The sequence below is a fragment of the Prevotella nigrescens genome, assembly GCF_031191185.1.
Classification (GTDB): Bacteria; Bacteroidota; Bacteroidia; order Bacteroidales; family Bacteroidaceae; genus Prevotella; species Prevotella nigrescens.
This window is the reverse complement of sequence record NZ_CP133465.1, coordinates 525,101-550,543: the sequence shown is the minus strand read 5'-3', so window position 1 is coordinate 550,543 and position 25,443 is coordinate 525,101. Positions and strand designations below refer to the sequence as shown.

Genomic DNA, 25,443 nt, shown 5'->3' with positions numbered 1-25,443 from the left:
GCAAAATTATGCATTTTGCTTTACGCCCATGCGTGCCTCAACCACATTTACGACATAATCGCCAAGCTTTTCGCATTCTTGAATGATGTCCATGTACATTGTTCCAATAGCATAAGTGTACTTGTGCTCGTTTACGTCCTGGATATTCTGCGTGCTGAGCTGGTTGCGATAGTTGTTTATTTCGTTTTCAATGTTGAACGAACGGTTCACATCGTTTTGGTGTTTATGGCTAATCAGCAAACTATTCATCTGCGTCAGAGCATCGTCGGTAAGTTCAAACATCTGCTCTATGTGGTTGTATTGCTTCTCGGTAAAGTCTTCTTTCGCCGACATTTTGCGGTTTATGGTGCGTGCAATGTTATAACATGAATCGCCGATACTTTCGAGTTCAGATATTTCTCTAAGCATTGAGCGTACCTTTTCCTTGGTTTCATCGCTAAGGTGGGCATTGCTGACCTGGTCTAAGTACTTGGCTATTTCAATCTCCATATTATCTGAAATTCCCTCGTATTTCTCTATTCGGGAATACAGTTTTACGAACTTCGAATCTTCTGTAGTATGTAAAAGCTCTCTCACCATGTCGAACATTCGTTGCAGGCGTTCGGCAAACGATTGTATTTCTTTGCTTGCTTCGAGCACTGAAAGTTCAGGAGTCTTCATAATTCCAGCTTGTATGAAACGCAGACGGAAGTCTTCTTCAGCCTCGCTCTTACGTGGTTTGATAATACAACAGACCAATTTCTCGAGTTGAGGAATAAACCAAATCAGTAAGAAAGTATTGGCAACATTGAACGTTGTGTGGAAAGCAGCTAAGACAACAGGTAGTTTTACTTTGATGTTAGCATTAACTGCGCCAACGGCAGGGTTGTAATCAACAAATCCGCATACCATGTTTACGAAAGGATAGAAAACAGCGAGCACCCAAATAACACCAATCACATTAAACATTAAGTGTGCCAATGCAGCTCTTCGTGCCTGTGTGTTTGCTGCTAATGCCGCTAAATTGGCAGTAATGGTTGTACCAATGTTTTCGCCCATGACCAATGCGATACCAAGGTAAATAGGTAAAACGCCCGTAGAACAAAGCAAAATGGTGATAGCCATAACTGCAGCAGACGACTGAACGATGCAAGTTATGACGGAACCAATGGCAAGAAATATCAGAATAGTGAAATAACTGTTCACATCGAACGACTTGAAGAACTCTATAACCGCAGGTGTAGAATCTAAATGAAGTGCTTTTCCTGCATCGCTCAGTAGTACAAGACTGAAGAACATAAAGGAAAGACCAAACAAGAAGTCGCCTACATAGCGCATTCTTCGTGTGTAAATCAGCACTATTCCAACAAGAAAGGCAGGAAAAACAAAGCTTGTGAGGTCGACTGAATAACCCAACGACATAATCCAGGCTGTAAGTGTAGTTCCAATATTGGCACCCATGATGACCGAAATGGCTTGCGCAAGTGTTAGCAATCCTGCATTTACGAACGAAACAGTCATCACTGTTGTAGCCGAAGACGATTGAACAGCACAAGTAATAAATGTTCCAGTAAGCATACCTGTAAAGCGATTAGTGGTCATTGCGCCTAAAATGTGGCGTAATTGTGAACCTGCCATCTTCTGTAATGCTTCGCTCATTACTTTCATGCCATAGATAAGCAATGCTAACGAGCCAATAATCTTAAATAGAATGGCAAAATAAATACCTGTTGTCATAATAATTTCTTTTTCTAATGCGATTTCTTTTGCTCTTTAATGAGAACTTGCTAACTTTATGCCCTGATTAAAATCGTTAAACATTCACACAAGATGAAACAAGTAATACAAATCCGTTGCAAAAATAATAAAAAAACTTTAGAAGTCCCAATAGGTAGTACACTTTATGAAATTTACAACGTATTTAATCTTAAAATGTACTTCGGACCAGTCAGTGCAAAAGTAAACAATAAGGTAGAAGGGTTAGATTATAGAGTATTTCATAATAAAGATGTTGAATTTCTCGATCTTTATTCTGCATCAGGAATGCGCGCTTATACCCGCTCATTGTTTATGGTATTATGTAAAGCTGTACACGACCTTTATCCAAAAAGCAAGGTCGTAATTGACATTCCGGTGTCAAACGGTTATTATTGCAATATAAATATACACCGTGAGGTTACCGACAGCGACATAGAAAACATACATCGGCGAATGCAAACCATTGTCGGCGAGGCTTTACCTATACAGCGTTATGAAACTACAACCGAGGAGGCTATCAGTATGTTTCGCAATTTGGGCGACGAAGCTAAAGTAAAACTCCTTGAAAGTATGGGCTCGCTTTACACCACTTATTATAAATTAGACGACTATGTAGACTATTATTATGGTGCGATGCTTACGAATACATCGCAGATTAAGCTATTTGGAATAGAGAAATTCTTCGACGGATTATTGCTTCGTGTACCTTCATCAGAAGATCCTGCCAAGTTAGATAATTTGATAAACCAAGACAAAATGTTCGAAGTATTCAGAGTTCACCATCGCTGGCAAGATATTCTGGGTGTACGGACAGTGGGCGATTTCAACGAAGCAGTAAGGCGAGGATTCTCCAACGATCTTATAAACGTGAGCGAAGCATTGCAAGAAAAGAAGATTTCACAAATGGCAGAAACCATCGCAAACAAGAAAGATGTAAAGGTTGTGCTGATTGCCGGACCGTCTTCGAGCGGAAAAACAACTTTCTGTAAGCGACTTTCCGTACAATTATTGACTTGTGGAATAAAACCCGTACAGATTTCTTTGGACGATTATTTTGTAAATCGTGTAGACACACCAAAGGACGAAACTGGCGATTATGACTACGAAAGCTTGTATGCATTGAACATTCCGCTTGTCAACGAGCAGTTCTTGGCATTGTTCCGTGGTGAAGAAGTGCAATTGCCTTCCTATAACTTCCAAACAGGTAAAAGCGAAATGAAAGGTAAGAAACTGCGTTTAAATTCCGACAATATACTTATCGTAGAAGGTATACATGCTCTAAATCCTACGCTGACAAAAAATATTCCCGACAATAAGAAGTTCCGTATTTATGCCTCTGCCTTAACAACTATATTGTTGGACGACCATAACTATATTCCAACCACCGACAACCGACTTATTCGCCGTATTGTTCGCGACCATAAATATCGTGGCTGTTCCGCACAAGAAACCATACGACGATGGCCAAGTGTACGTGCCGGAGAAAAAAAATGGATATTCCCTTATCAGGAAAATGCCGACACAATGTTCAATACAGCCATGCTTTACGAAGTTGCAGTTTTAAAAGCACAAGCCGAAGCCGTATTGGAACAAGTGCCGGAAAACTGTAACGAATATGCAGAAGCTTACCGATTACGCAAATTTTTGGGCTATTTTGCTTCTTTACCTTTCCGAAGCTTACCGCCAACATCGCTGCTTCGAGAGTTCTTGGGAGGCTCATCGTTCAAATATTAAGCTTTCCGTTTGTTTTTGTAAAGATAATTCTGTTAAAAAGTAATAACTGCGCTTGGCATTGCGAAAGCGGCTCTTTTGCAATGCAAAACCTACGCTTTTACCGTGCAAAACAGCCGCTTTTGGAATGCAAAACAATAGGTTTTGCAACACGTTGATAACAAGACGATTACACAAGAGACACTCTTGTGAAAAATATTTACACTCTTGTTGCCTGATTATTCCTACTTTTACACCAAATCTTCGTAGGCTTGATTCATCTCGTTCATCAGCACTTCAAAGTTGTCGGAATTAAGTGCCACACGGCGAAAGATAAGTTCCAAGTTGTCGCCTTCGAGCGAAATGGGTTCTTCGTGCAACAAAGCCATTGTGCCGTGGAGCATCAGACGGAAGACGGTAGCTTGGTGCAGGGTTGCCAACTCTGGGTTGGCAGCTTTCAGAACCGTGCTGTACGCCATCATTTGCGTGCGTACCATAGAGCGAATGGCGAGGGCTACATCAACCGCTTCGGTCGTTTCTGCACCGCACTCGTAATTTTCAAAGAACTCCGAAATGGTTTGCAATCGTCCCGAAAGCAAGGTCGCTATCTGTTGCTGATACTCTTTAATGGCAGTATCGTACAGCTCTTTCGAGCCACAAGCATAGCGGAGAAGCATCTTCGGCGATGTTGAATTACTGAAGTTCCTGCGCTTCATAGCTTCCGCAACCGCTTCTCCGTCAGCATAGTTCAGACGAATGAGAATTGGAAACATCACTGAAACGTAACAAGCCGACAACTTTTCGTAGTTGTCGGCTATTATTTTCTTGTACTCCAAGGGCGTTATGTCTGTCTTCCCGGGCTGTGTAGCATCTATCTGACCACTTACAAAGGCTTGGAAAAATCCCCTTGTCATTGCTGCCACCACCTTGTGGCGGCTAACAGTTGTCGTGCGCATATCTATTATTTCTTATCTGTGTCCTCCGAAAGAACCGTTGTTTTGTGCAGGACGTTCGATGGTTGGGTTTGGCTGCATACTCGTACGTGGAGTGCTGTTGCCAAACGAACCACGGCTGCTGCCATTATTATTGAGTCCGCTGTTAGACGGCTGCGTAGCGGGACGGCGACTTTCTGAACCAAACGAGAAGGTACGCTCCGATCCATTGTTCCTGCCAAAGCTGCCACTGAAACCGGACGGCTGAGAAGTTGTTCCTTGGCGAGAGCCACCAAAACTACTGTTATTGCTGGAACGTTGTGGCGCCTGCTGCGGCTGAACATCGAATGGGCGCCCTTGTATTGTTGCGTTTCCGAACCCTCTTCTGTCCATGCCATCATTACCTCTGCGTTGGTTTCCAAACGTTGGACGGTTCCCGTTGTTGCCATTTTGTGGTGTTTGGACAATACGCGGACTATTATTGCTATAGCTACCAAAGCTGCCATTGTTACGATTAATTATTACTGGCTGTCCGGTTCGTCTACCAAATCTGCCGGCATAATAGCTTTGTTCGCCAAGGTTTCTGCCACCTCTATAAGTGTCGTAGTAGACGGGGCGCGGACGATAGAAGCAGCGTGGATTGTCGTAACGGTTGTAAATGCTGAACACGTATGTGTCATCGTACCAATAGACTGGACGATAGAAATAGTCCATATTTACAAAATAATTGTATTGAGATGCATTCAACACATAGAAAATGTCGCTGTTCCGGCGTGCCCAGTAGTTACCATAAACAGAGTTTTCGCCACGCATATTGAGCAAATAGTCTAAGTTTATTTCGTAAATAGCTTCGTATTGAGCATCGGTAAGTCCCAATTCGTAAGCCATTTTGTCGGACAAGAACAGTGCCTGACGGCGTGCATCGTCGTATCGCATGCCCGAATAAGCATAGACACCGCCATGGTCTGGTCCGTAGCCAGCGTTATAAACAGAGCCGCCTGACGTATAAATGACACCAGAAGAACCTCCGTCCAAGGCTAATAAACTGTCGCACGAAGCGAGAGATATCATTGCTGCAATGGCACTCATAAAGACTATATTCTGACGTTTCATAACTTTATTCCTCCTATTCCGTTATATTTTTATTCAATATTTCTGCTGCAAATATAGCGGTAAATCCCCACACTGCCAAAGGCGTATACCTATATTAGAAAGGAAATACCCTACTTCTTCAACTATAGGAACATTAGGTTTACCTATAAAAATCATTGCTTTTAGGTATGCATAATGTACAAAAAGAGTGCCAACGCACTTGTTTTCCGCAAACAATATTCGTAACACAATGAATGAAAATAAACATTTTTACAGTTTAAGCATTATTATGCACATATACTAAACAAATAAAACAACTAAATAATACTTACATTTAAAGGATAGTAACATATTGCAAGAAAAATAAAATTTTATTGTTTTTACTAAACATTAGGTATTGTTGGATATTGTAAAAATAAATACCTTTGCACACTAAAATCAATTAATGTAGCACTACATGAAAAGAAATCTTATTTTATTATTAAGTCTGTTTTGTGCCCTTATATCCATGGCACAAGGTACAGACGCCATGCTTTTTGGAGATGTTAAAGCCAAAGAGACAGGTGAACACCTCCCTCATGCAACCATTACCGTGAAAGGTACGACCTTAAAAACCAAGTGCGACGCTTCGGGACACTTTAAGATGACGGACCTGCCGGTAGGAAAACAAATTGTTGTTGCCAACCTCGAGGGTTATCAGGAACAGGAAATTGAGGTTGAAATGGTCAGCGGCAAAGGTACTGCCGTCTACTTTAAACTGGACAAGGACGCTTTAGAGCTTAGCCAAGTTGTGGTAACAGGCACACGTACCGAGCACTTTGTAAAGAACGTTCCTATCCGCACGGAAGTGCTGACATCGCAGGCTTTGAAACGCAAAAATGCCCTAAACCTATACGATGCACTCGAAGGAGTGCCCGGTATTCGTGTAGAACAGCAATGCCAATTCTGCAACTTCTCAATGGTTCGCATGCAGGGTCTTGGTGCCGAACACACACAGGTGCTGCTCGATGGCGAACCCGTGTACTCTGGTCTTGCAGGTGTTTACGGCTTGCAACAGATGGGTACGAACGACATAGACCGCCTCGAAGTGGTGAAAGGCGCAGGCTCTGCCCTCTATGGAAGTAGTGCTGTGGCTGGCGCAATCAACATTATCTCGAAGGAACCCACCTTCGAGCCATCGGTAAATGCCGACATTCAGTATGGAAACTTCGGGCACAAGAGCTACAAAGGTGCCGGTTCTATACGCTATCGGAATATTGGCTTGCTGGTTACGGCACAACGCACGGAAGAAGATGCCGTCGATGCAACACAGGACGGACTGACCCGCGACGAGGTAAAGCATAAGGACCAGATTTCCGACAGGGTCTACAGCCTTATGAACAACGTCGGTGCAAGCATCTACGTGTATAGTCCCTTTGCAAAGAACGACAAGCTCGTGCTTCGCGCAAAGGCAATGGACGAACTCCGTTATGGCGGAAACATGAAGGACAACCTGTTCTTAAACCCCTTCTCAGCAGGCACCGAGAACATCAGAACCAACCGCATTTCAACTGATATGGCCTACACTTTGCCACTCGGTTCGCACTCGGAACTGAACCTTGCAATGGCTTACGTGCACCATAAGCGCAACGCAACCAACGATACTTTCCTGTCTAACTACAGAGAGGCAACCAAAGATGCAACGCATCCTGACGGTATTGACCCCGATATAGAGCTCATGCGACCATACATTGCCAAGGAAAATACATTCACTCCTTCGCTTACGCTGACCCAGAACTGTGGAAATCACACTTTGCTTGCGGGTGTTCAAGGCTACTTTACCCGTTTGAACGAAACTGGTCTTTACATTATCTCGGCTGAAGAAGAAAGAGGTAACCCATACTTCGGTATTCCTTACACATCTATCGGTAAGAAGCACGCCAACGAATTTGGCTTCTTTGTTCAAGACGAATGGAACATATTGCCCAACCTTACCGTTGTGCCTGGCTTGCGTTTAGACACCCACTCTTCTGGCGAAGAATACACAACAAGCCAAAAAGTGTCTGACTATGCCTTCCCACAGACCCACTTCAGCAAGACTTCGTTCAGTCCTCGTCTTGCCATCAAGTATTCTGTGAGCCCTTCATTCGTACTCCGTGCAAATATTGGTACAGGCTTCCGTGCTCCTTACGGTTTCTCTGAAGACTTGCACCTCTGCTCTGGTTCGCCACGTGTATGGAAGTCGTCAAGTCTCAAGGGTGAGCGTTCTATCAGCTACAACCTCTCTGCCGACTACTATGCAAGAAACGTTCAGTTGAGCGCAAACATTTTCCGCACCGACTTGAAGGACAAGATACAGTTTGCTCCTGCAAGCGATGAAGTGAAGAAATTCGGCTATACATACCAGTGGGAGAACGTAGACGACGCATACGTGCAAGGTATTGAACTTGGCGTAAAGTGGAATCCATTCAGAGATTTCAAGGCTGGTGTGAACTGGACAATCAACCAAGGCAAGTTCAAACATGAACGCGCAGAATGGTCTGACCCAGAATCAGACGAATGCAAAGAAGCTCCTCAGCGTTTAGCTTACGCCAAAGACAGCAAGTACATCTCTCGTTTCCCTGCTATGACGGGCGACTTAAACCTCGAATACACTCCTGGTACTTGGTCGTTTGCACTCACAGGTTCTCTGCAAGGCAAGATGTACATCGACTATAACTCTGAAGATGCGCCAAAGACATCTAAGATTAAGAAGACAGACACTTTCACTTTGTGGAACCTCCGTGTAGCTAAGCGTTTCGGTTCGTTCAGCGTTTATGGTGGCGGAAAGAACATCTTCAGCTATCTGCAAGACGAAAAGCATGGCGACGACGCAGCATTTATGTATGCTCCTGTATATGGTGCAACATGGTATGCAGGCGTTAGCTTCACCCTCTAATGGGAGTTCAAGCTGACAAGATGCAGGTTCACAGCCCTTAATTGTTTGTAAATAGGGTGATACTGTACTCGTAATACACAAACGTATACCACGAGTGGGGTATGAGCATATACCACGAGTGATATGCAAGTGTATACCACGAGTGGTATATAAACGCACCTTACTTATGGAGTATGAAAGCGGTTTCGCACACGATGAAACAACCGATAAAATCATCGAACTCACGTTAAGGATACGTTTTTCATTGATAATATTAGCAAAAAGGTTCGCACACGGATTGTATGCGAACCTTTTTCATATTTTTTAGGTGTATGTTTTAGCAAGCACCTTTACTTGTCATAATGTCTAAGACCATTATATCCATTTCGTTCATAGCGTCCTTGCCCAAGCTGGTAAGGTTGCGAATAGACTTGTCGACGTCTTTGTCGATGATTCCTTCTGCCTCTGTTACGTGGTGATTTTCCATTGAAAGCATTGCAGAAAGTATGGCAGTAGATACGCCTGACGAAACTTTCAGTGCGCAACTTGGCTTTGCACCGTCGCAAACCATACCTGTAAGGTTGGCTATCATATTCTTTACAGCATAGCAAATGTTGTTGTAGTCGCCACCCATCAGATAAGTAATGCCACAACTTGAGCCCGTACAGGCAACGATACAGCCACAGAGTGCCGACAAGGTACCGAGGTTTTGCTTGATATAAATGGCGGTGAGGTGGCTCAATGTGAGCGCACGCACCAACTCTTCGGGTGTGTTTTCGTTCTCTTTGGCAAACACTACAACTGGGTTTGTTGCACAAATGCCTTGATTTCCCGAACCACTGTTGCTCATAACAGGCACCATTGCGCCGCCCATACGTGCATCGCAAGCCGACGCAGTTTTAGAAAGTATGTGCGAATAGATACTGTTGCCGAACAAACCGCGGCTCAATGGGCGGTCCATTGTTTTACCGACACAGTGTCCGTAGTTACCTTTCAACGCCTCTTCAGCAGCATTCATATTGTAACGCTTAGCTTCGAGAATGAATTCTATTTCGTTTATGGGTGTCGTAGTTGCGAAATCCCACACCATTTTCAAGTTCAACTGAATGTCTTTGTTATCAGTTGGCGCACCTTCTTCTGCAGGAACCTGCTTGTCAAGCAGCACTTTGCCGTCGGCTTCTTCATAGACAAAGTTTGTATGTGTCTTTGAAATAATGGCAGTAGCTTTCTTTCCACCTGCCTCGCACGTCATTTCGATGTACAATTTCTCGGTAATTCCTTCCTTCAGCTTTATGTCTATGCGGTTTTCGCTTACATATTGCTTTCCCTCTTCCAAGGTTTCGGGCGTCAGGTCTTTAATTACTTCAAGCTGATACTCCGACTTTCCTATGAGCGCACCCAACGAAATGGCGATTGGCAAGCCTATCATTCCTGTACCGGGAATACCCACTCCCATTGCGTTCTTTAAGATGTTTGCAGACAAGAATGCACTTATTTTCTCTGGTTTCTGCCCCAACAGCTCTGTGGCACGTGCAGTACAGAGTGCTACCGCCATAGGTTCGGTACAGCCAACGGCAGGAACAACCTGTCGATGCATCAAATCAATGATTTGTTCGCGTATGTTTTTCTCAAGCATTTCTATTATAAATTAGTAGTTGGATTGCAAATGTACGCAAATTTTGGCAAACCAAAGGGAAAATAAAAGAAAAATTGTTGATAGGGAAAAACTTTGACTTAAATTTTGCAATTGCAGAACATTATCGTACCTTTGCACACAGATAGACTTTCGGTTTATCCGAAAAAGGGGTGCCACTCCATTGAGTGAGCTGAGATTATACCCGTATAACCTGATGCAGGTAATGCTGCCGTAGGAAGTGCGAATATACAGACATTTGCGTTTATCTATCCTTATTGGTGTATCCCCCTATACTTTGGCTATTCCGAAAAGTACCATTTGTTACTTTCATGGCTTATGATGCACTATGTAAAAACTCTTACGATAGCAGGCTCCGACAGCGGAGGAGGCGCAGGAATACAGGCAGATATTAAAACAATGTCGGCTTTAGGGTGTTACGCCTCATCGGTTGTTACGGCTGTTACTGCACAAAACACGAAGCAAGTGTTCTGCATTCAGAACATCGAAGCTGCGGTTGTAGAGGCTCAGCTGCGTGCCGTTCTCACCGATTTGCGCCCTGATGCCATTAAAATAGGTATGGTGGGGTGTGCCGAAAACATCAAGACAATCGCACAAGTATTGGCTGAATACAACGATATTCCACTCGTCATAGACCCCGTAATGATTTCCACATCGGGCAATAAACTTATGGAAGAGGAAGCGATTGGCATCTTCTGCCAACATCTTTTACCTATGGCGACAGTGCTGACGCCCAACATTGCCGAAGCAGAAGTTTTGGCACGCCGTACAATCGCAACGGTAGCAGACATTGACGAGGCTGCTGAAGAAATCCTAAAACTTGGTTGCAAGGCACTATTAATAAAAGGTGGACACATAGAAGACAGCACAAAGACCGACCGTCTTTACTTTTCCGACAACAGCAAACCGCTAATCTTTGAAACCGAAACCATCGATTCGTTCAACACACACGGCACAGGCTGCACGCTCTCTTCGGCGATTGCGGCTTTCTTAGCTCGTGGTTTAAGGCTCGAAGAAGCCGTTGCAATGGCTAAAAACTATATCTCGCAAGCCATAAGAGAGGGGGCAAACGTGTGCATTGGCAGCGGACACGGAGCGGTAAACCATTTCTTTTGTCCTGAAAAACTAATAAAACGATGAACAACATACAGTTTATTACACACGAGAACCAACGGTTTGACTACGTTGAAGGTGCTGAAATGGCACTCCGTGGCGGTTGCAAATGGGTGCAGTTGCGTATGAAAGACACTACCGACAACAAGTTTCTAAGCATTGGACGCAAGGTTGCTGCGCTCTGCCGTAGCTATAATGCAACGTTTCTGCTCGACGACCGTGTGCATTTAGTTGCCGAACTCGGTGCCGACGGCGTGCATCTTGGCAAGAACGATATGCCCATCAGCGAAGCACGGCGCATACTTGGCAACGAAAAAATAATTGGTGGAACCGCCAATACCTTTGCTGACGTGCAGCATTTGGCAGCACAAGGAGCAGACTACATAGGGTGCGGTCCTTTCAGATACACACCCACGAAACGCAACCTTGCCCCTATTCTCGGCTTGGAAGGCTTCCAAAACATTCTAAAACAAATGCAGCAAGCGGGCATCAACCTACCGCTCATTGCCATTGGCGGTATCGTCAGCACCGATATTGCAGCACTTCGAGACATAGGCGTAAACGGAATAGCCGTCAGCGGAGCTGTACTCGGAGCAGCAGACCCCATTAAAGAAATGAAGAAACTAATAGAAATATAACATTATGAAGAACGAAAACATTAAGATTTCTTATCCCAATTCGGAGAAGATTTATAAGCGTGGCACCATCTACCCTGAACTAAAGGTGGGTATGCGCCGCATTCTTCTTACACCAACGGTTACAAACGAAGGTGGCAAACGCATAGAACTCCCCAACGACCCAGTAGTAGTTTACGACACAAGTGGGGCATACAGCGACCCGAACATAGAGATAGACCTCAACAAAGGCTTGCCGAAACTGCGCCAATCGTGGATAGAAAAGCGCAAAGGAACGCAGATGTATTATGCCAAGAAGGGCATTATTACGGAGGAAATGGAATACGTTGCCATTCGCGAAAATATGGATTGCGAGGCTTTGGGCATAAAAACGCACATCACACCCGAGTTCGTTCGCGACGAGATAGCAGCAGGGCGGGCAGTCATTCCTGCCAATATCAACCACCCTGAAAGCGAGCCAATGATTATCGGAACGAACTTCTGTGTGAAAATAAACACCAATATCGGCAACTCACACGAAAATTCGAGCATCGACGAAGAAGTCGAAAAGGCGGTTTGGAGCTGCAAATGGGGTGGCGATACCTTAATGGATTTATCGACAGGAACGAACATTCACGAAACAAGAGAGTGGATTTTGCGCAACTGTCCCGTACCAGTAGGCACCGTTCCAATGTATCAAGCCTTCGAGAAGGTGAACGGCAAGGCTGAGAAACTTACTTGGGAGATATTCCGCGACACACTGATTGAACAGTGCGAGCAAGGCGTTGATTATTTCACAATTCACTGCGGAATCCGCTTGAAGAATGTTCATCTTGCCAACGGACGCCTTACGGGTATGGTGAGTCGTGGCGGAAGCATCATCTCCAAATGGTGTCAGGTGCACAACGAGGAGAGTTTCCTGTACAGCCACTTCGATGACATCTGCGACATTTGCGCCAAATACGACGTTGCAATATCGCTTGGCGACGGTCTACGCCCCGGTTCTACCTACGATGCCAACGATGCTGCACAGTTTGCAGAGTTAGACACAATGGGCGAATTGGTGGAACGGGCGTGGGCAAAAGACGTTCAGGCGTTCATAGAGGGTCCTGGACACGTACCAATGCACAAGATTAGGGAGAATATGGACAGACAGATAGAGAAGTGCCACGGTGCGCCTTTCTACACTTTGGGCCCTCTTGTAACCGACATTGCGCCTGCTTACGACCACATTACGAGTGCCATTGGTGCGGCAATGATAAGCTGGTACGGCACGGCAATGATTTGTTATGTTACCCCAAAAGAGCATCTTTCGCTACCCAATAAGGACGATGTGCGCACAGGAGTAATTACTTACAAGATTGCTGCCCACGCTGCCGACTTGGCAAAAGGGCACCCTGGTGTTGCCGTAAGGGACAATGCGCTCAGCAAAGCCCGCTATGAGTTCCGCTGGAAAGACCAGTTCAACCTTGCACTCGACCCTGAAAAGGCACTCGAATATTGGAAAACATCGAACAAGGTAGGTGGAAAATACTGCACAATGTGTGGCCCTAACTTCTGCGCAATGCGCATCAGTCAGACATTGGAAGACTGCGAGTGCGAAGAATAAACAAAATAAAAACACCTAAAAACTATAATATTATGATTGAGAAAAAAGTTTCAAAAGGAATTATCAGCACCTATTTTGCCAAGATGGAAAAGTGTCTCGAACTCGATGTTGTCATTGTTGGCGGCGGTCCTTCGGGCATTGCAGCAGCTTACTACATGGCAAAAGCAGGACTTAAAGTGGCACTCTTCGACCGCAAGCTATCGCCGGGCGGTGGTATGTGGGGCGGTGCAATGATGTTCAACCAACTGGTTGTACAGGAAGAAGCCTTGGAAATCATCAAGGATTTCGACATCAACTACGAGCCTTACGAAGACGGTTTATACACTGCCGACTCGGTGGAAAGCACCTCCGCCCTACTCTACAAGGCCACCCACGCAGGCGCAACCATCTTCAATTGCTATTCAGTCGAGGACGTTGTGTTTAAGAACGACATTGTGAGCGGTGTGGTTGTGAACTGGACACCCGTGCTCCGCGAAGGATTGCACGTAGACCCTTTGAACATTATGGCAAAGTTTGTGGTAGACGGAACAGGCCACGACAGCGAGATGTGCCAAGTGGTTGCACGCAAAAACGGCATTAAGCTCAACACGGCAACAGGCGATGTGATTGGCGAACGCTCGTTAGACGTGGCGGAAGGCGAACGCCAAGTGGTGGAAGGCACAAAGGAAATATACCCTGGCTTGTATGTTTGCGGTATGGCATCGTCGGCAGTTGGTGGCACGCCACGTATGGGACCCATCTTCGGCGGTATGCTTCTTTCTGGCAAGAAGGTGGCGGAAGCCATTATCGAACGTTTGAAATAGAAAGCAAAACAGGTGGCAACGGTTGCACGACAGCAACGGTTGCCACCTGTTAAATCATCTATTTTATAGGGAAACAATAGAAAGATTATTCAAATTCTATATCGAAATAATGTTATTTTAATATTATTTATTTAACTTTGAACCCGTGCTTTATTATTACAAACAATTAAATATAACAAATTATGAACAAGTATTTCAATCTTTTATTCTAACATTTATTTTAATTATATCGCGCAATATTAAATGATGCTATGAAGCAAGAAATACAATGAGCTAATAGTCTGGCAGCTTAGATACCTATCTTTTGGAAGATAGTTAAGAAGTATTTGAATCATCAACTATATGAAAGGAAGCAGAATTGTTCTATCTCTCTTAGAGATTAACGCCTTTATTATGGCGTTATCTAAACTACTATCTATTTATAATAATAAGGGTAATGCCTTTTTATTGATATCATATAATATATTTTATGTCTTGTCGTATGTCCTAATATTAACAATTACGATAACTGAAAGTATAACTTTATATAAGACCTTTAGAGATAGTGACTCTTTGTCCCGCATGATTTCAGTTGTTAGATTCATTTCTATGATTTTGGTTTGTATTGCTATTCTTTTATTCTTAATAAAAGAATAGCAATGTATGTAATAAACCAACTAATATATATAATATGTATAGTCTACGAGAGAAAATGCTTGATAAACAACAAAACGATGTATCTCATTATAATTACCGAACCACAGTTTACCGACAACGAGGCAGCCATTATCGCACAACTGCTGCATTGGGGCGTAGACCTTATGCACCTACGGAAACCCGAAAGCAGTGCCGACGAATTGGCAAAGCTCATCGAAGCCATTCCCACAGCCTACCATAACCGCCTTGTACTGCACGATCATTTCGATTTAGCTACCCATTTCACACTACACGGACTACACTTAAACCGCCGAAACAGCGTGCTGCCGCCAAACCACAAAGGCACGGTTTCGCAATCGTGCCACACGTTAGACGAAGTGAAAGTCTGCAAAACAAAGTGCAACTATGTTTTTCTCAGCCCTGTTTTCAATAGTATTTCAAAGCTGGGATATACCTCTGCATTCACGCCAAAAGCCCTTTCCGAAGCGAAAAAGCAAGGCGTTATCGACCAAAAAGTAGTTGCCTTGGGAGGTATTACCGCAGCCAACATCGACAAAACAAAGTATTACGGCTTTGGCGGCGGCGCACTTTTGGGCGATATTTGGAGCAGAACAGCAGACAAGAACTTTGAAGAGTACGTGCGCAAAATCGTCGAAATTTGCCACGTATAATATATAAAGGAAACACTATCGCCCTACTGTAAAACCTTAATCATTTTAATAAACATACCCTAACAACAATACCATTAGGGGATAAAAATATATACCTCAATTATAAAAAAACGAATGCTGCTATCTGAAAAAAAATAAAACACAAGCAACACCGTAATAAGAAACAGATATATGCTTGACTTATATTTGTCATTATGGAGATTTTAGTTGCTTTCTAACAGTTTACTTTCGAAACTTCACGATAACCATTATCGAAACAACCCATTACCAATGGTTGCAAAAATGCGGAAATGCACCTACCTTTGCAACGTAAAAACAAACAAGCAAACTTAAAAATCGAAAAATTATGAACAGTCAAGTTATTATCTGGAGTGCAGTAATGTTATTACTTTTAGTTGGTTTCATCTTGCGCGTAGCCGTCACCGCTCGCCTTACAAGCGGTAATGCAAAGATTTTTGAAGTATCCGATGAATTCGACCTATACGATTGGAACGAAGATGAAGTATAAGGAATCTGTTTCTCTCGCCAACGAAACCAGCGCCTTTATCGCTGAATATGCCGCATGGATGTACGGTTGTGGTGCTACATGCACTCGCATAAAGGAGAATGTAGCCCGCATTGCCGATAAGTGGAACATAAACTGTCACCTTCTGATAATGCCTGGTAGCGTGGAACTGATGGTATTCGACCCCACCACGGAACAATCTTCCGTGGTTATAAAAAGAGCGCCCCACACAGGTATCAGCTTCTATAAGAACACATATTTAAGCCAGTTAAGCTGGGATATAGCCGACGGACACGTAGATTTGGACGAGGCAAACAAAACCCTTACAGAAGTCAGTGCAGCACCTTTCACCAACAAATGGTTGGTGTTGCTGCTGACATCGCTTGCCAATCTTTCGTTCTGCCGTGTCTTTGGCGGCGACCTTGCGGCAATGCTGATAGTCTTTGTTGCCACTTTCATAGGCTTTCGGCTGAAGCAGATACTGCTCGAAGATGGTATGAACGTTAAGTTCGTCTTCCTGATTTGCGCCTTCTTCTCATCTGTAATCGCCGCTTCGGGCTACATCTTCGGCTGGGGGAACAAACCCGAAGTAGCCCTTGGAACGTGCGTGCTGTATCTAATTCCGGGCATACCCTACATAAACAGCATCAGCGACCTTATGGCAGGCGAATATCTTGTGGCATACAGCCGTTTCATGGACGCCATGATACTCACCTTCTGCCTGTCCGTGGGCTTGGCGGCAGGTATCCTTCTCATGAATCTCAAACTATTATCATAACACTCGGTCATGGATTTCATTCTTTCAATACTGCAAGATGCATTCTTCGGAGGCTTGGCAGGAATAGGTTTTGCCAGCATCAGCAATCCACCAAAGAATGCTTATAAATACTGCTTTGTCATATCGGCTGTGGGGCACGCCATACGTTTCGTGCTCATGAACAACAGCTACTACCACTTCGGACTGATTGTAGCCAGCTTCGTAGCCGCCCTGAGCATAGGCTTTCTAACGGTGTTCATGGCACGGAAAGCCAAGTGTCCGCCCGAAACATTCTCATTTCCGTCACTCCTGCCCATGATTCCTGGCATGTATGCCTACCGCACCATAGAAGGGCTGGTAATGTGTTTATTTACCGAAAACGAAGATTTATTCGACCATTATTTGTATCTTTGCACATCGAATGGCTTTACCTGTGCATTCGACATCTTTGGAATGGTATTGGGGGCAACTATGCCTATCTTTATCTTAAATAAGATTTCGTACACAGTAACAAGATCCGAAAAATAAAAAAGGGCAAGGATAATGGAACTCAGACAACTACGCTACTTCTTAAAAGTTGCAGAACTCTTAAACTTCTCAGAGGCTTCGAAAGTGCTGTACGTAACGCAAAGCACACTGTCGCAACAGATAAAACAACTTGAAACAGAGCTCAACACAACACTCTTCGAGCGCAACAGCCACGAAGTTACGCTCACCGAAGCCGGGCAGAAACTTGTGGAATATGCACAAAAGGTAGTCATAGACGCCGACATCTGCCAACAGAAGATGACCGATCTGAAAGATTTGCTGACGGGAGAACTCAACATTGGCGTTACGTTTACTTTCAGTCCGCTACTCACCGAAACCGTGCTCAAGTTCATGGAACACTATCCTGAAGTACGCCTCAACATTATCTATAAGACGATGGCAGAACTTATGGATATGCTGCAACGCCACGAAGTAGACTTTGTTTTGGCATTCAAACCCACCGAAAAGAACGAAAGAGTGGAAAGCTACATGCTGTTCAACAATAAGCTCGTAGCAGCAATGAGCGCTACTCATCCTTTTGCAAAACGCAAAAGCATAACGGTAGAAGACCTGAAAAATTGTCAAGTGGCTATGCCGGCACATGGCTTGCAAAACCGCAACGCATTCGACAACATGGCAGAAACGACCGCCAGCGACATCAACATACGTTTAGAGATAAACGATATGAACATTCTGCTGAAGTTGGTGCGTCAGAGCAGGCTTGTAACAGTACTTGCCGAAGCTGCCCTGCACGGCGAGGAAGGACTCGTGGGAGTACCACTCGATATGGGAAATGCCGATATGGAAGGTTGCATTCACATGCTTAAGAACACCTATGTAAAGCACTCTGCGCGCGAGTTCTGCCGTCTGTTAAGCCAGTCGCATACCATCATGAAGTATTCGTCGTTGTCTCATCTGCTGTAGGAAAAGTTTGTATAAATTACCTGTTGCCTAACTATTATATTGTTAGTTTCTTCTTAAAACGAAGGCGTTTGCCTGTTGTTGGGTGTGTAAACTCGAGGTATTCGGCGTGCAGATAGAGCCTATCGGCCCGTTTTCCATACAGTGTATCGCCAAGAATGGGGCACGCCAACCCTTCAGAATGTGCACAATGAACTCGCAACTGGTGGGTGCGTCCTGTTTCAGGACGTAGTTCTACCTTTACCGCCTCGCTGTAATAACTATCGTGTAAAGGTATTTTTCCTATTATTTTATAATGTGTAATGGCTGTTTTTCCTTTGTTTCTATCTACCATTTGGCGTGGTCGGTCGAGCACATCGGCACACAATGGCAACGATATTGTGCCTTCTTTGGGCAGTCCCACCCTATTAAGCAAGTCTGTAGAAAGCAAAGCTACATAGCGTTTCTGTATTGTTCGTTCCTTAAACTGTGCTTGCAATTGCTTGTGTGCATACCTATTTCGTGCCACAACAAGCAGTCCGCTGGTTGCCATATCCAACCTATGCACTATAATTGGTGTATCGTTTTCGTTCCATCGCTGGCGCAATATTGTTTCAACCGACTGTCTTTTACTTCGTCCAGGCACGGTTAGCATACCGCTTGGCTTTAGTATCACCGCTAAATCATGGTCTTCGTATATAATCTCTATGCTTTGTTCGGCTTCTGTCTCCAACGCATTGGCAGCTACATTCATACCTTTCAGCATCCATGTCAGCAAGGGTTTACACTTACCATTGCACGCCGGATAGAACTGTCCGTGCTGCCGTATCTCGGTTTTTGGTGCTTCCCCCCACCAGAACATCGCCATTTCTATGGGTCGCATACCATGTATAAAGGCATATTGAAGCAACTTTGGCTCGCAACATTCGCCTGTTCCCGATGGTGGGAACAGTGTTATCTGCTCTCCCATAGTGGCAAAATGTGTAGCAAGAACCGACTGTGGACTATGCAATAAATAGTAATTGCGAAAGATAGACAGTAAGTCTTTACGTTCGCCCCGTGCATTTTGAAAGATGAATTGCGAGAAAAGCCAACGCTGAAGATGGTCCGACTTACGCTTGCGAGCACTCTTCAGTTCTGCTATTCTTCTATTATACTCCTCCGCTTCAGCCTCTGCTGCTTGCAACAACGCTGCATATCGCTTCTTTGTGCGGTGCAACTCTGCCTTCATATACTGACTTTCGCGTATCATCTCCCGTTGTTCGTTGTCCGAAACAATGGCTTTTTCCTTCCTCCGTTCGTCGCGTAAGTGCTTTGCAACAACCATTGCTTGCTGCGCTTCTGCCACAACTTGCTGTGCTTCTGTCTTGAGTTTGGTAAGTTTTTCCATTGCTTTTTCGTAATCGCCCAACTGCTTTAAAGCCGTTATTTCGTGGTTCATTACTGTTATCTCGGCTTCATGTGTCTTGAAATAGTCATTGGGTTGCAGGTAATCGAATACAAGTGGCACAAAGCCCTCGGTGCTAACACCTTCCAATTGTCCTGAATAGGCTTGCAGATAGCCTAACTTTCCCTCGTATTCAACTATCAGCACACCAAACATTTTGCCTTCTTTCAGCTCTGGAAGCGACTGTTGCAGCAACGCAACTGCAAGGCGTGCAAGTGGAGAAGGCTCATAATAGAACGGATTGGAAAAGACTTTTGCCTTGCCCATCGCTACCTTTTCATTGCCCTTTGGCAACCTATGAAAACACTTATCCTCCATTTCCGCAACACTTAATTAGCTTCTATTCCATATTAATGCTATGAAAATAGAAGTTGCAAATATACGGCTTTTCACTCGAAAACTATGTGCTACTTTTGTAAATATAAATTTAATGGAAAACAATAAGTACGTTTTTGCATTGCAAAAACCATACTTTTGAAGTGCAAAAACCATATTTTTGCATCGCAAAAATGGGGTTTTTACAATGCAAAATACACCCTTTTGTAACACATTAACATAGAGCACGTTACAGATTTAAATAGCTTTGAAATATATTTACATTAAGAACAGCATTGCCAAACAATAAAGTTGCAACAGCATACATATAGCTACGAACAAATATTGTGGCATATTAGGCAAATTCATAGTGGCTATATTTACAACTAAGTTAGTTATTTTAAAGGTGCAACAAACAAATATCTCCGTTATAATCTGGCAACATATAGCTCTTTTTTATTTTGTTTACACAATACTTAAACTACACTAATCTGTTATTTTTAGTTGTCCGTTTACAAGATATTCATTACATTTGTGCCCACTAACTATGCCCTATTACAGTGCAAAGAGAATGAGAAGCAGTTACAAACAGTTTTTATCTATTGTACAAATAATAGACAAAGTCTAACAAGTTCAGGCGCTTTGGCATACTTATTTATCAAAAGCGTTACACATTATATGTAATATAACAGAACTAAAACACCGATAGGACAATGAAAGTATGTGATTTACAGTTCGATGAAGACTTGGAAACAAGTGTCTTTATTAGTGCTTTAAAGAAGAAAGTACGCTTAGTTTTGTCTGACGATTTGGAGGCATCTGAACAGCAACTTAGCGAAGAATACAAACAAAGGATAGTGCAATTTCTTGAAGAAATCAGTATTTGGTACAACAAAACTATCGATGCTGTAAAACAGTATGCCGATGGTAAGTATGGCATTAAAGATGTTTCCGATACCGATATAGAGTTAATGGCTATATTTATACTATTCGAACAAGACGAGCCAGACCTATTTGGACTGAGTTACAGAACCGAATTCGATGTAGAACATGGCTGTGGAATAAAGTTGAAAGGCAACGGCCAACAGTTTGAAATAGTTGAAATTGGTTGTGCAGATGTCGCCTTTTGCTGATTGCAAACTATCGTAAAACAACATTGTAAAGAAGAAATTACAGAAAAGAACAAACAATATTATATTTATGGCAGTATTAGAACAAGAACTATTTGATAAGGTTATTGAATATGGCAAGGAAGCTGTTACAAAGTATAACAATGGAAAATACAACGATGCTTTTGTATTAGCAGAGCAAGGTTGGGCACAATTTCCAGCACCAGTAGAGGGTTGGAACCAAGCATATAACTATGCAAAGTCGTTCTTTGGAAAGGCTTTAGAGCATCAAAACTTCGACGAAGCCAAGAAATGGCTGAATAGATTGATAGACAATAACAACAATCTGCACCTGTCAGACGAGGAAGTTCGGTTTTTAATGGGCCAGTATTGCTATGAGAAAAAAGATAAAAAACAAGCCTTTAAGCATTGGGATATTCTGGTGAAAGAGACAGGATTAAGATACTTTACAAATGCTAAGCCGGAGTATTTGGAGTTTTATAAGAACTATAAAGATACAGAAGATGATACGGAAGAACTATCTTCTGAACTTAACAAAACTATCAATAAGTTGTTAGACGAAGGCGATGAGTTGGTGGAAAGAGGTAAATATAAAGAAGCCATAGCCTATTACGAAGAAGCCATGAACCGTCTGCCCGAGCCAAAAGAGGACTGGACTCTCTTCGACACTATCGCTATATGCATTGGCGATTCGTATTACGAAATGGGCGAATACATCGTAGCCGACAGGTTCTATTCTATGTCCTTAACACGTGGTAGTGGTATAGAGAACCCATACGTTTGGTATGTTAAAGGGCGCAACCTTATTAAATTAGGCAACAAAGAAGAGGGTGTCGATGCACTGATGCGCGCCTACATGTTAGACGGAACCGATGTTTTCGATACCGACGACGGTGAATTTCTATCGTACATTGAGCCATATATCGGAGCAGAAAACTAACGTAAAACCAATAAACAATATATTTTTTGTAAATGTAATATGGACTTTCAAGTATTATCTAAAGCAAAAGCAGACATTCATTCCATAGAACAAGAACTCTCTGTAAGTATTCCTGCCGACTACAAAGCGTTTCTTATTGAACACAATGGTATTTGTACGGAGAACACAATTGTCAGGATTGAGGCTATCGAAGAGGAAACTTTACTCAACGTTTTGTTTGGCAGCGACCCTCAATTAAACCGAGCTTTGACGCTCGAATACTGGAATACAGAGTATAAAGACGATATTCCAGAGGGTGCATTGCTTATTGGCGACTTCCAAGATGGCGGCTTCTTGCTCTTGATTCCTGATGGAGACGACAAGGGTGTGTACTACTACGACCATGCCTACACGTTCGAATCGTCAGACGATGATGGTAACACGTACTTGCTTGCCGATACTTTCGAAGCATTCATAAATAGTCTAAAATAAGCCAATAGAACCATTCGTACACTATGGAAGCCTTCAAACTGGTAAACTTTAAGAATGAGTATAACACCAACATGCCTATTGTTAGAAGCATAGAAGGTAGCGAATGCGAAGCAGTGTGCCGTTCCTTGTTTCGCAATTGGCACGTGAATACGCTCGAAGAGTTCTTTAAAAAGGAAGAACAAGAACTTGTTTTGTTGGACGACATAAATTCTGAAGACGAGGATTTCGACTGGAACAAGGTATTCAATAGTATAGGAATACCTGTTCCTAACGAGGTTTTCATCAACTTTGAACGCTTCAACAGCATTGATGTTTTCCTATTCAAAGACTTCTGTAAATACTTCGGCGATATATGGTATCCTGCTGCTGACGACATAGAAGTATTTGATGCATCGTTTAACTGGATAGTTTCTGTAAAGCATTATGGGGCAGTACACTATGCAAAAATATAGAAAATAGGAAATGACAGTACCAAAGGAAACAGCCAAAATACAGGAGAAGAAGAAGGAATTTAGCTTCTATGCATCGCCTTTAAGTATAATCCATATATTAGGATTGCTTGTTTTCAGTTATCTAATAGACCATATTATTAATTCGTTTCTTGGCACTTCTCATCGCTATTTTCGCTATGAAAGTGCTATCCCATATATTATTTGTGGTTTAATAATAGTGTGTTTGCTTCGCAAAAAACGGGTTGAGATTGTTGATAACCACACTATTAATTTCTATACAAGAGGTAAACTGAAATACACAAACACCATAGACAACTTGTTATATATAAGGTGTGCAGGGCAAGGAAAGATAACTTCGTCTATCGTTTTTGTATTTAGCGATAAACGAATAAGGCTTTGTATGCCCTTAGTTATGTTCTCTCAATACTTCAAGTTATACGAGTTAGAAAAACTATCTGGCTATTTAAGAACCCAATTTAAGCTTAAACAAAGAGAGCATCGCACCATATTTGGTGTTTCAAAATACGTATTTACCTATTGGAATCCGGAGAAAGACCAGAATTATAAGATATATTCTGAAAGCAAGGGTAGGCGTGTTTGCTGATATAAAGAGAGCTATAACAAATAAAAAAAGCATAGTTTATGGCACCGATAGAGGGCAGTACGCTATGGTAAAATATAGAAAAAGATATATCAAACATATCAAATGAAGTTATTAACAATGCAAGAAATCGAGCTTTCTATTATGAAAGAGACTCGCGATGTAGACCCTGAAATTACGGAAGGGCTTATTTTAAAGGAAGCCGTTATCCCCCGTTCGGAAATCGTAAAACTACAAACTAAGCTACATATTGGTACGTTAAGCCAGATATTCACAGAGTTAATACTTAGCTACAACTGGGGAAATTTCGGTTTTTTGAGCTACCAATTCGGGATAAACGATGAGGAAACGCTGAATTGGATAGTACAAAGGAACTTGGAATATGCCGATTATGACATTCTGCATCAGTACGATTTGATGATTATTGCTAATGGAGATCCATCTACAATCTTGTTGGAATGTGCAACAGGAAAGGTCTATGCAATCGATAGCGAGACCGCTTATGAAGACCGAATACTAATAGCCGACAACTTCGAAATGCTTGTACGGGCGATGGGTACAGGGCAATACGCAGTGTGGAATGGTAAGGAAAGCGAGTTCATAAGCATGATACGAGAGTCTGTAAACGCCAAAGGAGTTGAGTTTTGGCAAAGTTTTGTTGGCTATTACAAATAAGATATGAATGTAATACATGTATTAGAGCCTTTAGCTTCAAATGCTATGGTGGAGAAAATCAACGAGTTAGAACATACAATAGGTTCTGTTTTGCCTTCTCATTTCAAGGATTTGTTGATGCAAAATAATGTCTGCAAGCCTCATAAAAACCATTATAAAAATAAGGAAACAGAGTTTACCATTAACTATTTTCTTGGATTTTCGGAAAACAAAAACGATGATATTATCGCAACATACAACGACTATGAGGGCAGAATACCAGAGGAATTGATGCCCATTGCAAGTGTTGATGGGGGCGATTGGCTATGTATTAACAAGATTACAGGTAAGGTTTACTATTGGTTTCACGAAGAAAACGATTGGGGATTAGAGGGAAATAACAAATACCCAACGCTGGTTTCGGAAAACCTTAACGACTTTATTGAGAAACTAACCCCTACCCCTTTGCCAACAAAAGAGGAGATTAAGCGAGCAATTGCAAGCGGTAAGATAACCATTACTCCTAAGTATGTTGAGCTGAAAAACGCTATACGAGCAAAGGAAGGTCTGCCTCCTCTCACCTTTGAAGAGTGGGATAGACTGCTAAACGACCCTAATAGGGAGTTAAACGGAGCTTTTTAAATATGGATATACAAGGTTTTAAACAACTTATTTCTTTTTCTAAGGAGAGAGAATTAAACCAGAGTTATGATGTAACTTCGTTCTTAGAAGAAGTAAAAAGGACGTTGGGCGCAATTCCAGATAATACTGTTTTGCAGTTTATTACTACCTATGGGTTCTCCTATTTCAATGAAGAAATGGTGGTATCTCCGTTGGAAAAGCAGGCGAATAGCGACGAATTACTTTACGTTAGTGGTATTTTGGGCTTTGGAAATACTCAGAGAAGTGTTGAGAAAAGCATCAAAATGTATTATTGTAAGGAGCAAATAAGCATAAAGTTCTTCCCATTATGCGAGGGTGCAAGTGGCGATTTAATAGTCTATTCCTTAGAAGAAAGCAGCTTGGGCAATATCTATTACTGGTCGCACGATACTCCAATAGGCGACGATTTAATATTGGTTGCAAAATCATTAAACGACTTTATCAGTAGAATTGAGCCTAAAAAAGAAGACAAAGAAGACAAAAGGGAAGTCGTAAGTGTTACCTATTCGCCCCGATTATTGAAGCTAATAAACGAGAAAAGAATAAAAGACGGACTGCCACCTTTGGAGCAATAGCACGCAAAAAACTATCAACGAAATAAAATAAAAACCAG

24 protein-coding genes are annotated in these 25,443 nt (G+C 42.7%); 19 read left to right on the top strand and 5 right to left on the bottom strand.

The features are described from left to right. Nucleotides 1-6 precede the first annotated feature (6 nt). A complete protein-coding gene (locus tag RDV52_RS04430; RefSeq protein ID WP_004362360.1) occupies nucleotides 7-1,716 on the bottom strand; it encodes a Na/Pi cotransporter family protein in 1,710 nt (569 codons plus the stop codon). A gap of 93 nt (nucleotides 1,717-1,809) precedes the next feature. On the opposite strand from RDV52_RS04430, the gene RDV52_RS04425 reads away from it, so the two are divergent. Beyond that, on the top strand, nucleotides 1,810-3,471 hold the full coding sequence (locus RDV52_RS04425; protein WP_004366865.1) for a nucleoside kinase: 1,662 nt from the start codon (nucleotides 1,810-1,812) through the stop codon (nucleotides 3,469-3,471). A gap of 227 nt (nucleotides 3,472-3,698) precedes the next feature. Here the strand turns inward: RDV52_RS04425 and RDV52_RS04420 are convergent, their stop codons facing one another. Both RDV52_RS04420 and RDV52_RS04415 read right to left on the bottom strand, forming a co-directional pair. Then, nucleotides 3,699-4,403, bottom strand: coding sequence for a hypothetical protein (locus RDV52_RS04420; RefSeq protein ID WP_004366867.1), 705 nt, complete (start codon nucleotides 4,401-4,403; stop codon nucleotides 3,699-3,701). Nucleotides 4,404-4,415: 12 nt separating this feature from the next. Further along, nucleotides 4,416-5,492: a hypothetical protein gene (locus tag RDV52_RS04415; RefSeq protein ID WP_004366868.1), complete on the bottom strand. Its 1,077-nt coding sequence runs from the start codon at nucleotides 5,490-5,492 to the stop codon at nucleotides 4,416-4,418. A gap of 436 nt (nucleotides 5,493-5,928) precedes the next feature. Between RDV52_RS04415 and RDV52_RS04410 the strand changes: the two genes are divergently transcribed. Continuing rightward, on the top strand, nucleotides 5,929-8,388 hold the full coding sequence (locus RDV52_RS04410) for a TonB-dependent receptor (protein WP_004366869.1): 2,460 nt from the start codon (nucleotides 5,929-5,931) through the stop codon (nucleotides 8,386-8,388). Between the two features lie 316 nt (nucleotides 8,389-8,704). On the opposite strand, the gene RDV52_RS04405 is transcribed toward RDV52_RS04410, so the two are convergent. Next, nucleotides 8,705-10,003, bottom strand: a complete 1,299-nt coding sequence (locus RDV52_RS04405) for an L-cysteine desulfidase family protein (RefSeq protein ID WP_004366871.1) — start codon at nucleotides 10,001-10,003, stop codon at nucleotides 8,705-8,707. 336 nt (nucleotides 10,004-10,339) lie between these two features. On the opposite strand from RDV52_RS04405, the gene thiD reads away from it, so the two are divergent. The 9 genes from thiD to RDV52_RS04360 all read left to right on the top strand — a co-directional run bounded on the left by thiD (nucleotide 10,340) and on the right by RDV52_RS04360 (nucleotide 18,181). Further along, on the top strand, nucleotides 10,340-11,161 hold the full coding sequence (gene thiD / locus RDV52_RS04400; protein ID WP_370445871.1) for a bifunctional hydroxymethylpyrimidine kinase/phosphomethylpyrimidine kinase: 822 nt from the start codon (nucleotides 10,340-10,342) through the stop codon (nucleotides 11,159-11,161). Further along, nucleotides 11,158-11,772, top strand: a complete 615-nt coding sequence (locus RDV52_RS04395; protein ID WP_004366873.1) for a thiamine phosphate synthase — start codon at nucleotides 11,158-11,160, stop codon at nucleotides 11,770-11,772. The genes thiD and RDV52_RS04395 overlap by 4 nt, the downstream gene beginning before the upstream one ends. A 4-nt stretch (nucleotides 11,773-11,776) precedes the next feature. Continuing rightward, a complete protein-coding gene (thiC, locus tag RDV52_RS04390; RefSeq protein WP_004366874.1) occupies nucleotides 11,777-13,357 on the top strand; it encodes a phosphomethylpyrimidine synthase ThiC in 1,581 nt (526 codons plus the stop codon). A gap of 32 nt (nucleotides 13,358-13,389) precedes the next feature. Further along, a complete protein-coding gene (locus RDV52_RS04385) occupies nucleotides 13,390-14,160 on the top strand; it encodes a sulfide-dependent adenosine diphosphate thiazole synthase (protein WP_040557063.1) in 771 nt (256 codons plus the stop codon). A 713-nt stretch (nucleotides 14,161-14,873) separates the two neighbouring features. Beyond that, complete coding sequence (locus RDV52_RS04380) at nucleotides 14,874-15,467, top strand: thiamine phosphate synthase (RefSeq protein WP_223381170.1); 594 nt, start codon at nucleotides 14,874-14,876, stop codon at nucleotides 15,465-15,467. 379 nt (nucleotides 15,468-15,846) lie between these two features. Further along, nucleotides 15,847-15,975 (top strand): hypothetical protein, encoded by a 129-nt coding sequence (locus RDV52_RS04375; RefSeq protein WP_256593304.1) that lies wholly within the window; start codon nucleotides 15,847-15,849, stop codon nucleotides 15,973-15,975. Continuing rightward, nucleotides 15,965-16,750 (top strand): threonine/serine exporter family protein, encoded by a 786-nt coding sequence (locus tag RDV52_RS04370; RefSeq protein WP_004366880.1) that lies wholly within the window; start codon nucleotides 15,965-15,967, stop codon nucleotides 16,748-16,750. The genes RDV52_RS04375 and RDV52_RS04370 overlap by 11 nt, the downstream gene beginning before the upstream one ends. Nucleotides 16,751-16,759: 9 nt before the next feature. Beyond that, nucleotides 16,760-17,257, top strand: a complete 498-nt coding sequence (locus tag RDV52_RS04365) for a threonine/serine exporter family protein (RefSeq protein WP_004366881.1) — start codon at nucleotides 16,760-16,762, stop codon at nucleotides 17,255-17,257. A gap of 15 nt (nucleotides 17,258-17,272) precedes the next feature. After that, complete coding sequence (locus RDV52_RS04360; protein WP_004366882.1) at nucleotides 17,273-18,181, top strand: LysR family transcriptional regulator; 909 nt, start codon at nucleotides 17,273-17,275, stop codon at nucleotides 18,179-18,181. 34 nt (nucleotides 18,182-18,215) lie between these two features. On the opposite strand, the gene RDV52_RS04355 is transcribed toward RDV52_RS04360, so the two are convergent. After that, nucleotides 18,216-19,922: an RluA family pseudouridine synthase gene (locus tag RDV52_RS04355; RefSeq protein ID WP_004366883.1), complete on the bottom strand. Its 1,707-nt coding sequence runs from the start codon at nucleotides 19,920-19,922 to the stop codon at nucleotides 18,216-18,218. 710 nt (nucleotides 19,923-20,632) lie between these two features. Between RDV52_RS04355 and RDV52_RS04350 the strand changes: the two genes are divergently transcribed. From RDV52_RS04350 to RDV52_RS04315, 8 genes are all read left to right on the top strand, one after another. After that, nucleotides 20,633-21,052: a hypothetical protein gene (locus RDV52_RS04350; RefSeq protein WP_004366885.1), complete on the top strand. Its 420-nt coding sequence runs from the start codon at nucleotides 20,633-20,635 to the stop codon at nucleotides 21,050-21,052. A gap of 67 nt (nucleotides 21,053-21,119) precedes the next feature. Further along, the gene (locus tag RDV52_RS04345; RefSeq protein WP_004366886.1) at nucleotides 21,120-21,989 is read left to right on the top strand and encodes a tetratricopeptide repeat protein; all 870 of its coding nucleotides are present in this window, start codon (nucleotides 21,120-21,122) and stop codon (nucleotides 21,987-21,989) included. A 39-nt stretch (nucleotides 21,990-22,028) separates the two neighbouring features. Further along, nucleotides 22,029-22,460: an SMI1/KNR4 family protein gene (locus RDV52_RS04340; RefSeq protein ID WP_004366887.1), complete on the top strand. Its 432-nt coding sequence runs from the start codon at nucleotides 22,029-22,031 to the stop codon at nucleotides 22,458-22,460. Nucleotides 22,461-22,483: 23 nt separating this feature from the next. Further along, entirely contained in the window at nucleotides 22,484-22,912 is a 429-nt protein-coding gene (locus RDV52_RS04335) for a hypothetical protein (protein ID WP_004366888.1), read from the top strand. A gap of 10 nt (nucleotides 22,913-22,922) precedes the next feature. After that, nucleotides 22,923-23,516, top strand: coding sequence for a hypothetical protein (locus RDV52_RS04330; RefSeq protein ID WP_004366889.1), 594 nt, complete (start codon nucleotides 22,923-22,925; stop codon nucleotides 23,514-23,516). Nucleotides 23,517-23,618: 102 nt separating this feature from the next. Next, nucleotides 23,619-24,188 carry a protein kinase family protein gene (locus RDV52_RS04325; protein WP_004366890.1) on the top strand — a complete coding sequence of 190 codons (570 nt, stop codon included), beginning with the start codon at nucleotides 23,619-23,621 and terminating at the stop codon, nucleotides 24,186-24,188. 3 nt (nucleotides 24,189-24,191) lie between these two features. Further along, entirely contained in the window at nucleotides 24,192-24,809 is a 618-nt protein-coding gene (locus tag RDV52_RS04320; protein ID WP_004366891.1) for an SMI1/KNR4 family protein, read from the top strand. A gap of 2 nt (nucleotides 24,810-24,811) precedes the next feature. Then, nucleotides 24,812-25,405 (top strand): SMI1/KNR4 family protein, encoded by a 594-nt coding sequence (locus RDV52_RS04315; RefSeq protein ID WP_004366892.1) that lies wholly within the window; start codon nucleotides 24,812-24,814, stop codon nucleotides 25,403-25,405. Nucleotides 25,406-25,443: the final 38 nt, after the last annotated feature.

Bases quoted from the DNA above. Each gene is read 5' to 3' on its own strand.
- RDV52_RS04370 (WP_004366880.1), top strand. From the start codon at position 15,965: ATGAAGTATAAGGAATCTGTTTCTCTCGCCAACGAAACCAGCGCCTTT.
- RDV52_RS04315 (WP_004366892.1), top strand. From the start codon at position 24,812: ATGGATATACAAGGTTTTAAACAACTTATTTCTTTTTCTAAGGAGAGA.
- thiC (WP_004366874.1), top strand. From the start codon at position 11,777: ATGAAGAACGAAAACATTAAGATTTCTTATCCCAATTCGGAGAAGATT.
- RDV52_RS04360 (WP_004366882.1), top strand. From the start codon at position 17,273: ATGGAACTCAGACAACTACGCTACTTCTTAAAAGTTGCAGAACTCTTA.
- RDV52_RS04330 (WP_004366889.1), top strand. From the start codon at position 22,923: ATGACAGTACCAAAGGAAACAGCCAAAATACAGGAGAAGAAGAAGGAA.
- RDV52_RS04415 (WP_004366868.1), bottom strand. From the start codon at position 5,492: ATGAAACGTCAGAATATAGTCTTTATGAGTGCCATTGCAGCAATGATA.
- RDV52_RS04355 (WP_004366883.1), bottom strand. From the start codon at position 19,922: ATGGAGGATAAGTGTTTTCATAGGTTGCCAAAGGGCAATGAAAAGGTA.
- RDV52_RS04420 (WP_004366867.1), bottom strand. From the start codon at position 4,403: ATGCGCACGACAACTGTTAGCCGCCACAAGGTGGTGGCAGCAATGACA.
- RDV52_RS04365 (WP_004366881.1), top strand. From the start codon at position 16,760: ATGGATTTCATTCTTTCAATACTGCAAGATGCATTCTTCGGAGGCTTG.
- RDV52_RS04425 (WP_004366865.1), top strand. From the start codon at position 1,810: ATGAAACAAGTAATACAAATCCGTTGCAAAAATAATAAAAAAACTTTA.
- RDV52_RS04380 (WP_223381170.1), top strand. From the start codon at position 14,874: ATGTATCTCATTATAATTACCGAACCACAGTTTACCGACAACGAGGCA.
- RDV52_RS04345 (WP_004366886.1), top strand. From the start codon at position 21,120: ATGGCAGTATTAGAACAAGAACTATTTGATAAGGTTATTGAATATGGC.
- RDV52_RS04375 (WP_256593304.1), top strand. From the start codon at position 15,847: ATGTTATTACTTTTAGTTGGTTTCATCTTGCGCGTAGCCGTCACCGCT.
- RDV52_RS04350 (WP_004366885.1), top strand. From the start codon at position 20,633: ATGAAAGTATGTGATTTACAGTTCGATGAAGACTTGGAAACAAGTGTC.
- RDV52_RS04430 (WP_004362360.1), bottom strand. From the start codon at position 1,716: ATGACAACAGGTATTTATTTTGCCATTCTATTTAAGATTATTGGCTCG.
- RDV52_RS04335 (WP_004366888.1), top strand. From the start codon at position 22,484: ATGGAAGCCTTCAAACTGGTAAACTTTAAGAATGAGTATAACACCAAC.
- RDV52_RS04395 (WP_004366873.1), top strand. From the start codon at position 11,158: ATGAACAACATACAGTTTATTACACACGAGAACCAACGGTTTGACTAC.
- RDV52_RS04405 (WP_004366871.1), bottom strand. From the start codon at position 10,003: ATGCTTGAGAAAAACATACGCGAACAAATCATTGATTTGATGCATCGA.
- RDV52_RS04340 (WP_004366887.1), top strand. From the start codon at position 22,029: ATGGACTTTCAAGTATTATCTAAAGCAAAAGCAGACATTCATTCCATA.
- thiD (WP_370445871.1), top strand. From the start codon at position 10,340: ATGATGCACTATGTAAAAACTCTTACGATAGCAGGCTCCGACAGCGGA.
- RDV52_RS04325 (WP_004366890.1), top strand. From the start codon at position 23,619: ATGAAGTTATTAACAATGCAAGAAATCGAGCTTTCTATTATGAAAGAG.
- RDV52_RS04320 (WP_004366891.1), top strand. From the start codon at position 24,192: ATGAATGTAATACATGTATTAGAGCCTTTAGCTTCAAATGCTATGGTG.
- RDV52_RS04385 (WP_040557063.1), top strand. From the start codon at position 13,390: ATGATTGAGAAAAAAGTTTCAAAAGGAATTATCAGCACCTATTTTGCC.
- RDV52_RS04410 (WP_004366869.1), top strand. From the start codon at position 5,929: ATGAAAAGAAATCTTATTTTATTATTAAGTCTGTTTTGTGCCCTTATA.